The sequence below is a fragment of the Vibrio sp. MED222 genome, from assembly GCF_000153005.1.
Taxonomy (GTDB): domain Bacteria; phylum Pseudomonadota; class Gammaproteobacteria; order Enterobacterales; family Vibrionaceae; genus Vibrio; species Vibrio tasmaniensis_A.
The window spans coordinates 207,149-219,579 of the sequence record NZ_CH902607.1 but is presented as its reverse complement, the minus strand read 5'-3'; the positions used below and the strand labels follow the sequence as shown (position 1 = coordinate 219,579).

Below are 12,431 nucleotides of genomic sequence, written 5' to 3'. Positions count from 1 at the left end.
CTTTCTAATTATCTGATTTACGAATAGTTATTGCGTGACAATTTGCGACACTTGCCTCACAGAATCAAGCAATTTGCCCCATCTATGTTGAATAAGGTCACATTGCCCGAGGAAATGTTGAAATCGTGAAAAATTCCGTTACTCTATTTGTATAGTCAAATAAGGTTTCATTATGTCGAAAGCGCCGCTCTACCTTCAGATAAAACAGTTCATAGACGACAATATCACCAGTGGTCACTGGCCAGTGGGTTACCAGATAACCACAGAACTCGAACTCACCGAGCAGTTCAATGTGAGCAGAATGACGGTGAATAAAGCCATTCGAGATCTGGTGTCTGAAGGCAAGCTCATCAGGAAGCCAAGACTGGGCACTTTTGTTTGTGAGCCTGACGAAAAAGCGCAATCTCCTCTGCTTGATATCAACAACATCGCGCAAGAGATCAAAGACCGTGGCCAAACGTATACTAGCCAAGTTATCAAACACAAGAGCATCAAGGCTGATGAAAGCACGGCTACACGGCTAGGTGTGATGATCAATGCCGAAGTATTCTATAGTGAAATCATCCACTTTGCTGACAACACACCGATTCAATTAGAAGCGCGCTGGGTGAACTCTCAAACCGCTCCAAAATACCTAGAGCAAGACTTTTCAACCTCGACACCCAATGAATACCTTTCAAAAAGCTGCCCGTTGAGTGCTATCGAACACACGGTTGAAGCCATTATTCCTGACTCTCAAATAAGAACGTCACTAAAGTTATCAGAATCAGAGCCTTGCCTTCTTTTGAATAGAAGAACATGGAGCAAAGAACGCCTCATCAGCTTTGCATTGCTCTACCATCCCGGCTCTAAGTACAAATTAAGCTCCAAGATACTTCTAGATTAAAGAACATCATCCTGATCGCCGATCACATTTTTGCAACATCAACTTGATTCGGGTCAGCGTTTAGCCTATTTATTTGTATATACATTTAATGTTTAGCAAAGATCTAGGTGATTATGAATTTGATCCTCAAAAACGCACGAGTGGTCTCCATGAGTTCGGGAACCGATGGTTATCAGCCCACTTCCCCTCAAAATATCGTTATCGAAAACGGTAAGATCGTGTCCATCTCTTGTTCAAACCACGAGGCACTTGCTTCTGAATTAGAACAAGTAAGTGTTGATGGTTCTTTGGATTACGTCACCTATGACTGCAAAAACAAACTCGTCACCCCTGGGTTAATTGATTGCCACACTCACCTTGTATTTGCAGGTAATCGTGCCAATGAATTTGAGCAGCGTTTGAATGGTGTGTCTTACACCGACATCGCCAAGCAAGGCGGCGGCATTCTGGCGACAGTAACCGCGACCCGCGCAGCGCAAGAATCCGAACTGGTTGAAATGGCTTTGCCTAGACTCGATGGCCTGCTAAGAAGTGGCGTAACCAGCATCGAAGTAAAATCTGGCTATGGTTTAACACTTGAAGATGAGCTCAAGATGTTACGCGCAGCTAAAGCGTTAGAGAATCATCGCCGAATTAAGATCACCACCACTCTCCTTGCAGCGCATGCTGTGCCACCTGAATATAAAGAACAACCAGACAGCTATATCGATCTGGTTTGCCAAGAGATCATTCCTAAAGCCGCAGAGCAAGGACTCGCCGATGCAGTTGACGTGTTCTGCGAATCTATCGGCTTCAATTTAGAACAAACCGAACGTGTATTTGCAGCAGCCAAAGAACACGGACTAGCGATTAAAGGCCACACAGAACAGCTTTCAAATATGGGCGGCAGTGCGCTCGCAGCTAAATACGGTGCACTCTCTGTCGATCATGTTGAGTACCTTGATGAAACCGGAGTCAAGGCACTAGCGGAATCAGGCACAGTTGCGACCTTGCTACCCGGAGCTTTCTATTTCCTAAAAGAGACTCAACAACCGCCCGTTGCCCTACTTCGTGAACACGACATTCCAATGGCAATCGCGACCGACCTAAACCCCGGCACTTCTCCCTTTGCTGATTTAACTCTAATGATGAACATGAGCTGCACCCTGTTTAGTACGACGCCTGAAGAGGCGCTGCGCGGTGTAACTTGTAACGCTGCGGCTGCCATTGGCGACTCACAAACTAAAGGCAAAATTGAAGTTGGTTATGCCGCTGATTTAGCTATCTGGAATATCGAGCACCCTGCCGATCTAAGCTATCAAGTCGGTGTTCCTCATCTTCATAAACGCATTGTTAATGGCGAGGTGTGTCATGACTCAATCTAATTCCAACGGCATTCAAAAGAACTCAGAAACCGTACATAACTTCGTGTGGACGGGACGTAATGATCTTGAAGATGGCGCACTAGGTACACGCGTTCATCACATTACCAAACAAGTTCAAAGTAGCGATTTAGGTAACGAGCTTACTGATAGCGCTATCGCCTTAGTTGGCTTTGCCAGCGATGCAGGCGTTGCAAGAAACAAAGGACGAGTGGGCGCAAGACAAGCACCCAACCTGATTCGTCAAGCGTTGGCTAATATGGCTTGGCACAGTGATACACACATCGCGGACCTTGGTGACATCGAATGTAACGATGGTCAACTCGAAGTCAGTCAAAAACAGTGTGCTTCTGTTATTGCTAATGCTTTATCAACCAACAAAGTGATTACCCTTGGCGGTGGTCACGAAGTTGCTTGGGCATCTTTCCAAGGCCTCGCGGAACATTTACATAAAGCAGAACGCCTTCATAAAACTGAACGTATTGATAAAGATCAGCCAATACACAAACCTAAGATCGGCATCGTTAACTTTGATGCTCACTTTGATCTTCGTGAATTTGAAAGCGAAATCGCCGATGTTAAACCGAGCTCAGGCACGCCTTTCAACCAGATAAGTGATTACTGCCATACACATCAATGGCCGTTTCATTACGCTTGTCTTGGCGTGAGTGCTGCTAGCAATACCAAAGCGCTGTTTAACAAAGCTGACCAACTGGGTGTTTGGTATGAACACGACCGCAACATGACCCAAGTTAACCAAGTCGCTCAACTGGTTACGTTGCAAAAATTCATCGCTGAATGTGATTACCTCTATCTCACCATTGATCTCGATGTATTCCCCGCAGCGACTGCGCCGGGCGTAAGTGCACCAGCGGCAAGAGGCGTGAGCTATGAAGCACTCGCTCCGTTTCTAGAACAGATTTTCAAACACAGTGAAAAACTCATTATCGCGGACATTGCGGAATACAACCCAGACTACGACATCGATGGCCAAACGGCTCGATTGGCGGCACGTTTGTGTTGGGATATAGCCAGTGCAATGGCCAGCGACTAATCCAGCTATACCGATAACTACAACTACAACTACAACTACAACTACAACGATATAACGTGAAACAGAAGGAATTCCAAAATGACGGAACACCACAACAGTGACCCTCGTCTCGACACGACTCGCGAAATTCGCGCACCTCATGGCACCACTTTGCGCGCTAAATCTTGGTTAACAGAAGCACCACTGCGTATGCTGATGAACAACCTAGACCCTGATGTGGCAGAACATCCACATGCACTGGTTGTGTATGGCGGTATCGGTCGCGCGGCACGTGATTGGAAATGTTATGACAAGATTGTTGAAGTATTAGAGCGTTTAGAAGACGACCAAACGTTGCTTGTTCAATCAGGTAAACCTGTGGGCGTGTTCCCGACACATAAAAACGCACCTCGCGTACTGATCGCTAACTCGAACCTTGTTCCACACTGGGCGAACTGGGAACACTTCAACGAGCTCGATAAAGAAGGCTTGATGATGTACGGCCAGATGACCGCAGGTAGCTGGATTTACATTGGCTCACAAGGCATCGTTCAAGGCACTTATGAAACGTTTGTCGCTATCGCGAAGAAGCACTTTCAAGGAGAAGCAAACGGCAAGTGGGTTCTAACGGGTGGTCTTGGCGGTATGGGCGGTGCTCAACCTCTCGCAGCGACTATGGCTGGCTTCTCGATGATTGCGGTTGAATGTGATGAATCACGAATCGATTACCGCTTGCGTACAGGCTATGTCGACAAAAAAGCCACCAGCATAGATGAAGCGATGGCAATGATTAAAGAATCAGACACACCAATCTCTGTTGGCCTACTCGGTAACGCAGCAGATGTATTCCCAGAGCTTGTTGAACGCAATATCACGCCTGACGTAGTGACTGACCAAACCTCTGCCCACGATCCGCTGAACGGCTACTTGCCGCAAGGTTGGACGATGGAGAAAGCAGCACAAGAACGTACTATTGATGAAGCAAAAGTGGTGAAAGCCGCTAAGCAATCTATGGCTATTCAAGTTCAAGCTATGCTAGATCTTCAGTACCGTGGCGCTGCGACCGTAGATTACGGCAACAACATTCGCCAAATGGCACTTGAAGAAGGAGTGGAAAACGCATTTGATTTCCCAGGTTTCGTTCCTGCTTATATTCGTCCTTTATTCTGCGAAGGCATCGGCCCGTTCCGTTGGGCTGCTCTTTCTGGCGACCCTGAAGACATCTACAAAACAGACCAAAAAGTAAAAGAATTGATTCCAGATAACCCGCATCTACACAACTGGCTAGATATGGCGCGTGAACGTATTCAGTTCCAAGGCCTACCAGCTCGTATTTGTTGGGTTGGCTTGAAAGATCGTGAACGTTTAGGACAAGCATTCAATGAAATGGTGAAAAATGGCGAACTGAAAGCACCAGTTGTTATCGGTCGTGACCACCTAGATTCGGGCTCAGTAGCAAGCCCGAACCGCGAAACAGAAGGCATGATGGATGGCTCTGATGCAGTTTCTGATTGGCCTCTTTTGAATGCCCTTCTGAACACAGCTGGTGGCGCAACATGGGTTTCTCTGCACCATGGCGGCGGCGTTGGCATGGGCTTCTCACAACACTCAGGTATGGTGATTTGTTGTGACGGTAGCGAAGATGCATCACAACGTATTGCTCGTGTACTTCACAATGATCCGGCTACTGGCGTTATGCGTCATGCTGATGCGGGTTACGATATTGCCAAGCAGTGTGCTAAAGAGCAGAAGCTTGATTTACCTATGCTAAACGAAGAACTTCGTCGCCTTTAATGTCTGGAGAAAACATGTTGAATTTATTACTTAAGCCAGGACTTCTAGGCCTGCCTGAACTGCGTAAGATTAGCCGTAGCCCTGTGAATTTATCTCTCGATCCTGCAGCGATTCCTGATATAGAAGCGAGCATGCACGTTGTCGAACAAGTGATTGCTGAAGATCGCACTGTGTATGGCATCAACACGGGTTTTGGCTTGTTAGCAAATACCAAAATCGCCCCTGAGGATTTAGAAGTACTACAGAAAAGTATCGTGCTTTCTCACGCGGCGGGCATTGGTAAATTCATGTCTGATGAAACTGTTCGCTTGATGATGGTGTTAAAGATTAACAGCTTGTCTCGCGGTTACTCTGGTATCCGCCTCAAAGTGATTAATGCCCTTATCGATCTTGTGAACGCACAGGTTTACCCATGTGTTCCACAAAAAGGATCTGTGGGTGCTTCAGGAGATCTTGCTCCCCTCGCCCACATGAGTACGGTACTGCTAGGTGAAGGCCAAGCACGCCACAACGGCAAGATCATCACTGGCTTAGAAGCAATGCAGATCGCAGGCTTGGAGCCAATAACACTCGCTCCGAAAGAAGGCTTAGCTCTGTTAAACGGCACACAAGCATCGACAGCATTTGCATTAGAAGGTCTGTTTGCAGCTGAAGACTTATTCGCGTCTGCAACCGTGTGTGGTGCAATGTCTGTAGAAGCCGCGCTAGGTAGCCGTCGTCCGTTTGACCCTCGTATACACCGCGTTCGTGGTCATCGTGGCCAAATGGATGCAGCACTTGCTTACCGCCATATGCTTGATCAAAAGAGTGAAATTGGCGAATCACACACTTGCTGTGAAAAGGTTCAAGACCCTTACTCACTGCGTTGCCAACCTCAAGTGATGGGTGCTTGTTTGCAGCAGATTCGTAACTCAGCAGAGACTTTAACGATTGAAGCGAATGCCGTATCCGACAACCCGCTTGTTTTCGCTGACGATGGCGACATCATTTCAGGTGGTAACTTCCACGCAGAGCCCGTCGCAATGGCAGCCGATAACCTTGCACTAGCGATAGCTGAAATCGGTAGCTTGTCAGAACGTAGAATGGCGCTGCTGATTGATAGCGCACTAAGCAAACTTCCACCTTTCTTGGTCGATAACGGCGGCGTGAACTCTGGCTTTATGATTGCTCAGGTTACCTCTGCAGCATTGGCAAGTGAGAACAAAACCTTGGCTCATCCGGCGTCAATAGACAGCCTACCTACTTCTGCCAACCAAGAAGACCACGTATCAATGGCCACCTTTGCCGCGCGTAGGCTTAGATACATGGCTGAAAACACCCGTGGGATATTGGCAGTAGAATATTTAGCAGCAGCACAAGGACTCGACTTCCGAGCGCCTAATCTATCTTCCCCTCGTGTGGAAGAAGCGAAGCAGATTTTGCGTGAGAAAGTGAGCTTCTACGATAAAGACAGATATTTTGCTCCAGATATTGAACAAGCTAACCTGTTACTCAAGTTATCCGTTCATAACCACCTAATGCCAGAAGGAACACTGTCAAGTTTTTAGTACTTTCCGTATACTGGGCTGTACTCTCGTTACAGCCCACTTGTCCATAAAAAATGAATACACTTATTGATAGGAGTGAGACTATCCGAAAAATCATCACTCACCGTCGGAAAGTTCATTACCAATGATAACAAAAAAATCCCCAATCCTGCTTACAACAGCCCTTATCAGCACCTTATTCTTAGCCGGCTGTGGATCAGACTCAAGCAATAAAGCACCAGCAAAACCAACGACTCCAACGACTCCAACGACTCCAACGACTCCAACGCTAACGAAAGTCGCGACCTATACCAGCATTAAAAACTGTTCAACAGCAGCTGAAGTGCCAAACTGTGCTTTTGAAAAAGGTATTTACATTCTGCCGATTGGTCCAAACATTACTCAAGTTCAGCAAGATGCCGTAAAACTGCAAGTCGAAAATTTGCTTAAATGGGCTCATGATGATGTAAGAAAACAGTTTAGCCAGAAAAAAATACTCATTGGCATTTCCGAAGAAGAGCCAAATCCATCAACAGCCCACGGTAAGTTCATTATTGCACTTGCACAAAACATCTATGCGAGCAGCCCTAATATCAATGGCTTAGAATTGATTTACACTACAAGATCGGGGATGGATGAAACACTAAGTACCACGACATATCAAAAGCTTATGCAAGTTTTCGATTACTACGTTGATGGTGACAACAATACAGCCGTAGGTGCCGAGTTAACTAAGAGCTACGAAGGCTTCAAGACTCTTGTTAATAAGAAAATAGGAACCGGTACACAAGCTCTAGGTTACCTAAAATATAACGAATGTAATTACGGTAACGGACAATTAGGTTCAGATCGTATTGATGGCACTCCGAGTAAATGTCTGGCCGATAATGGTACGAGCATTAATGACGAAGGCGATGATATTTCAAACGGCAAGTTAGACTATACCCACACTATCAAAAAGAACCTCAACCCTGGTGCATTTTTGGGGTTAGTTTATGAATACAAAGTAAACCCTGCTAACGGTAAATACCCGAACGAGCTGAAAGACGCAAACCAACCAAAAGGTTTTACGGCAATTGGTAAAATTGCAAGTGGTGAAACAACAACCGCTAATTACCCATTTAACTACGCAAACCTTGCTTTTGCACCGATGAGTGATTACTTAGATAAGTGGTTCTTCCCTAATAAAAAATAAGCTTATATAAATAAAGGTCTAGATTTTCTAGACTTTTATTATTTTTACGGCACCAAAAGTCCCGCTCACCAATCTCCCTCCTTTTTCGGCCCTCGTAAACTGGATAGACCATTAAAACCAAGTTAGTTAGCTATAATCCCCGCCAGATTTGATGACTAATAGCGATACTATGTTTCTGATACCTTACTTTTCTACTGAAGACAATCAATTTCAATTCACTCGTGAACAAGCTAGCCACTTTGCTAAAAAAGTAGCCGCTGACTTCAACCCAATTCACGATGAAGACAACAAACGCTTCTGCGTGCCTGGCGATCTTTTGTTTGCAGTACTTCTGCAAAAAGAAGGCATCAGCCAAAAAATGCGTTTTGATTTTTCAGGTATGGTGGGTAACGGTATTGCGCTAAGCGTTGACAACAAGTGTGAGAAAGAAAGCTCACTGGTTGACGAGAAAGGCAAAGAGTACCTACACATGTCTTGTGAAGGTGAAAAGAGCCACGATCAAGCATTCATCGAACACGTAGTAACAAACTACGTTAAGTTCTCAGGCATGAACTTCCCACACATCATGGTTCCTCTTATGGAAGAACAACAAATGATGATCAACTGCCAACGTCCTCTTGTGATTTACGAGAGCATGGAAGTTGAATTTACTCGCCTAGACCTATCTCACCCAGAAGTTGAATTCTCTGGTGCGACTTTTGATGTTGAAGGCAAGCGTGGCATCGTGACACTGAACTTTGATTTCAAAGAAGACGGTGAAGTAGTCGGTAAAGGCGTAAAGCGCATGGTAGCAAGTGGTCTTAAGCCATACGACCAAGCTTCTGTAGACGACCTAGTAAACCGCTTCAACGAACGTAAAGAGATGTTTCTAGCTCAGTTCGCAGCTGCCGCTTAATCAGCACTCTTATTTACATCACTTGATGTAAATAACTAGAGACAAGATCAATAAAGCCCAGCTTGGTATCACAAGCTGGGCTTTTTTATTTCGATGACTAATGACATCAAGTCACTCAAGCCTGTATTCAAGTCAGAACTAAATCCAGCGCCTAACCTTTTGTTTGTAATCAACATATTCCGCACCGAATAATTGCTCTAGAGCGCGTTCTTCTGGCTTAATTTGGAACTGATTCATGTAGATTACGAATACAAAACTGAGTAAGACACTGAACAGGTTTTGGAAGAAGTAGCCAAAACAAAACAGTAGGATAAATAGCCCTAGATACATTGGGTTTCGCGTGTAGCCAAAGATTCCACTGTCCACAACTGCAGAAGCGGTGTCGACTTTGATCGGATTAACGGTGGTTTTCTGTTTGCGAAACTCCCATATGCCTGATATCCCAATAACACCACTCAAGACAATCCCGATACCGAGCACAACCATTCGATAAGGCATTGCCAATGTTCCTTGGCTCAACTGCTGAGCGCAGAAGTATGATGCTACGAATACAATAATGAACAGTGCAACGGGTGATACTTTTAATTCTAGAAAATTCATACTTTTCCTTATTAACATTCCTTTGTTAGTTTAGAAAAAAGCCCAGCAATTGCTGGGCTAAATGTATTAAAGAATTTTTGCTAGCGCTTGTAATGGGTGAGCAAGCTTCTCACCTTCAAAACGCTTCACTTGGCTACGGCAAGAATAACCCGTCACCAAACAACGATCTTTTGGTAAGTCCTGCATTTGAGGCTTCCAGCTTAAACCGTATATGTCTTTCGACATTTGTAACTTATCAACTTCATGCCCGAAGGTGCCCGCCATACCACAACAGCCAACCGGAACGCTGGTTAACGCAGCACCAAAGTGCTTGAAGATAGTGCCCCACTCTTTTTCAGCGTTCGGCATTTTGGTTTTCTCAGTACAGTGAGCAAACAAGTACCACATATCTTCACTTGCTGAACGTGCTTCGAACTCACCTAACGATGGCATTAACCATTCATGCACGGTAAGCACATCAAAGTCGCCACGTTTGTCACCTAAGATCTCTACGTATTCATCGCGGTAACAAAGCACAAGAGCCGGGTCCACACCCACCAAAGGAATACCGATATCCGCCACCATCGACAAGAAATCCGATGTTGATTTCGCTTCACGCGCAAAACGACTTAAGAAGCCTTTAATGTGCAGAGCTTTACCATTTGGCTTAAACGGCAGCAACACCGGAGTTTTACCAAGTTTTTGAGCCAGAGTGACGAAGTCTTCAATCACCTCCGCATCATAAAAGCTAGTGAACGGGTCTTGAACGATCAGCACATGCTGTTTCTTCTCTTCAGAAGACAAGCCTTCTAAGTACTGTAAGTCGAAGAGTTGCAGCTCTTTGCTCGCCAGACGATTTTTAAGTGTAGGTACCGACATCAAAGGAGCATCAACATAACCGACCGTCCTAGCCGTTGCCGTTTGTATCCACTTTTGACCCAATGCAGCGTTCACTACTTTTGGCGCTTTCGCCATCAGCGGCAGCATGGTTTCAATGTTAGCGACTAAATAGTCTTTTGCTGGGCGCTGGTAACGCGAATAGTAGATGTTTAAGAATCGAGAACGGAAACTTGGTACATCAACTTTAATAGGACACTGGCTCGCACACGCTTTACACGCCAAACAACCGTTCATCGCTTCATGAACTTCATGTGAGAAATCGTACTCATGGCGTTTGTTCATCGTGTTACGAACACGTTCCACCATGGTTTTAATCGGAGTATTGTCCTTCAGCGCTTCTTGCTCTAAATCGAGAATATCGACGCCTTGTTCCGTTAACTGACGCAACCATTCACGAACCAAGCCTGCACGGCCCTTTGGTGAATGACGACGGTCAGCCGTGACTTTCATCGAAGGACACATTGGCGAACTCGTATCGTAGTTGAAACACAAGCCGTTACCATTACATTCCATCGCTTGCTTGAAGCTATCACGGACTTGTACGTCGATCTGACGATCGTAGAAACCACGCTTGGTATCAGTGACTTTCACCAACTCAGCATCGCTTTCTAACGGCGTACAGATCTTGCCTGGGTTCATCTTGTTATGCGGGTCAAATGCCGCTTTAACTCGTCTTAATTCGGTAAACAGCTCTTCACCAAAGAAGTCAGGACCATACTCAGAACGGAAGCCTTTACCGTGTTCACCCCACATCAAGCCGCCGTATTTAGCCACCAGCTTAACCACTTCATCAGAGACTTCATGCATCAATGCTTCTTGCATCGGATCACACAAATCTAAAGCAGGACGAACGTGCAGTACGCCCGCATCCACGTGACCAAACATGCCGTAGTTCAACTCTTTTGAATCGAGTAATACTCTAAATTCAGAGATGAAGTCGGCCAAGTTTTCTGGTGGTACACAGGTATCTTCAGCAAAAGCGACTGGCTTAGCTCGGCCTTTCGCCGCACCTAATAGGCCTACCGCTTTCTTACGCATGTTGTAGATTCGGCCAATGCTCGCCAAATCACTGCACACTTGGAAGCCAATCACACCGGCTTCTTCAGTTTCTACCATGCTTTCAAGCTGTGCGGTCAGCGCTTGAACTTGTTGTTCAACTTCCGCTTCATCTTGGCCTGCAAACTCAACCATGTTGATGCCAAGCATCTCTTTATTTGGAACATCCATCAGCAAATCGCTCACGGTGTGCCAAACAATGTCTTGTTTCGCTAGGTTCAATACTCTTGAGTCAACGGTTTCAACAGACAGCGCTTTCGCTTCTACCATGAACGGCGCATTACGCAGTGCAGAATCGAACGTATTGTATTTCACGTTAACCAACGTTCGTGCTTTTGGAATCGGCGTGAGGTTCAGCTTTGCTTCAGTGATGAATGCTAATGAACCTTCTGCACCACATAGAACACGAGTCAGGTCAAAGCTATCGTCTTCTTCGTTGATTGCGTTCTTTAAATCGTAACCAGTTAAGAAGCGGTTCAATGGTGGGAATTTATTAAGAATTTGAGCGCGCTTATCTCGACAAACGGCTTCAGTTACTGCAAGGGCATGGTGAGCAAATTCACCTTCAGCAGGTAAGCCGTGTGATAAATCGGATTCGAGACATGAACCATCTGCGAAGACCGCTTGCAGCGACAACACATGGTCAGACGTTTTACCGTACTTCAATGACCCTTGGCCCGAAGCATCGGTATTGATCATGCCACCTAAGGTTGCTCGGTTACTGGTAGAAAGGTCTGGAGAGAAAAAGTAACCATACGGACGCACAGCATCGTTCAATTGGTCTTTAACGATACCTGACTGAACTCTTACCCAGCCTTCTTGCTCGTTAATCTCAAGAACCTTGTTCATATAACGAGACAGGTCAACCACGACGCCTTTTGTTAAAGACTGTCCGTTAGTACCGGTACCACCGCCACGAGGGGAAAAGGTCACGCGTTCGTAAGCAGATTTTGCACCCACTTTACCGAGCAGCACAACGTCTTGGGTTGTTTTAGGGAGAATAACTGCCTGCGGCAATTGCTGATAGACACTGTTATCAGTCGCCACAGCCAAACGGCTAGAATATTGAGATTCAATGTCGCCAGTAAAGCCCGCTGTTTTTAGTTCATCTAAAAAGCGTACGACTACTGGATCGACATCAGCATTGAGTTGAAGTCTTGGTAACATTTGCTTCCTGCCCCTACTTCGCTGATCCTATCAGCATTG

9 protein-coding genes are annotated in these 12,431 nt (G+C 45.7%); 7 read left to right on the top strand and 2 right to left on the bottom strand.

The window, feature by feature from the left end:
* The first annotated feature begins 172 nt into the window (after positions 1–172).
* The 7 genes from hutC to MED222_RS13810 all read left to right on the top strand — a co-directional run bounded on the left by hutC (position 173) and on the right by MED222_RS13810 (position 8,690).
* On the top strand, positions 173–886 hold the full coding sequence (gene hutC, locus MED222_RS13780; protein WP_009846494.1) for a histidine utilization repressor: 714 nt from the start codon (positions 173–175) through the stop codon (positions 884–886).
* Between the two features lie 113 nt (positions 887–999).
* Positions 1,000–2,250 carry an imidazolonepropionase gene (gene hutI, locus MED222_RS13785; RefSeq protein WP_009846493.1) on the top strand — a complete coding sequence of 417 codons (1,251 nt, stop codon included), beginning with the start codon at positions 1,000–1,002 and terminating at the stop codon, positions 2,248–2,250.
* Positions 2,237–3,301: a formimidoylglutamase gene (gene hutG, locus MED222_RS13790; protein WP_009846492.1), complete on the top strand. Its 1,065-nt coding sequence runs from the start codon at positions 2,237–2,239 to the stop codon at positions 3,299–3,301. Before hutI ends, hutG begins: the two co-directional genes overlap by 14 nt.
* A gap of 78 nt (positions 3,302–3,379) precedes the next feature.
* Positions 3,380–5,074 (top strand): urocanate hydratase, encoded by a 1,695-nt coding sequence (hutU, locus tag MED222_RS13795; protein WP_009846491.1) that lies wholly within the window; start codon positions 3,380–3,382, stop codon positions 5,072–5,074.
* Positions 5,075–5,088: 14 nt separating this feature from the next.
* Positions 5,089–6,621, top strand: a complete 1,533-nt coding sequence (hutH, locus tag MED222_RS13800; protein ID WP_032555189.1) for a histidine ammonia-lyase — start codon at positions 5,089–5,091, stop codon at positions 6,619–6,621.
* Positions 6,622–6,745: 124 nt separating this feature from the next.
* Positions 6,746–7,795, top strand: coding sequence for a hypothetical protein (locus MED222_RS13805; protein ID WP_009846489.1), 1,050 nt, complete (start codon positions 6,746–6,748; stop codon positions 7,793–7,795).
* A gap of 169 nt (positions 7,796–7,964) precedes the next feature.
* Entirely contained in the window at positions 7,965–8,690 is a 726-nt protein-coding gene (locus MED222_RS13810; protein ID WP_009846488.1) for a DUF3581 domain-containing protein, read from the top strand.
* Positions 8,691–8,828: 138 nt separating this feature from the next.
* Here MED222_RS13810 and MED222_RS13815 read toward each other — a convergent pair whose 3' ends face one another.
* Together MED222_RS13815 and ydiJ are read right to left on the bottom strand one after the other, a co-directional pair.
* Entirely contained in the window at positions 8,829–9,290 is a 462-nt protein-coding gene (locus tag MED222_RS13815) for a methyltransferase family protein (RefSeq protein ID WP_009846487.1), read from the bottom strand.
* A 66-nt stretch (positions 9,291–9,356) separates the two neighbouring features.
* Positions 9,357–12,392, bottom strand: a complete 3,036-nt coding sequence (gene ydiJ / locus MED222_RS13820) for a D-2-hydroxyglutarate dehydrogenase YdiJ (RefSeq protein ID WP_009846486.1) — start codon at positions 12,390–12,392, stop codon at positions 9,357–9,359.
* Between the last annotated feature and the right edge of the window lie 39 nt (positions 12,393–12,431).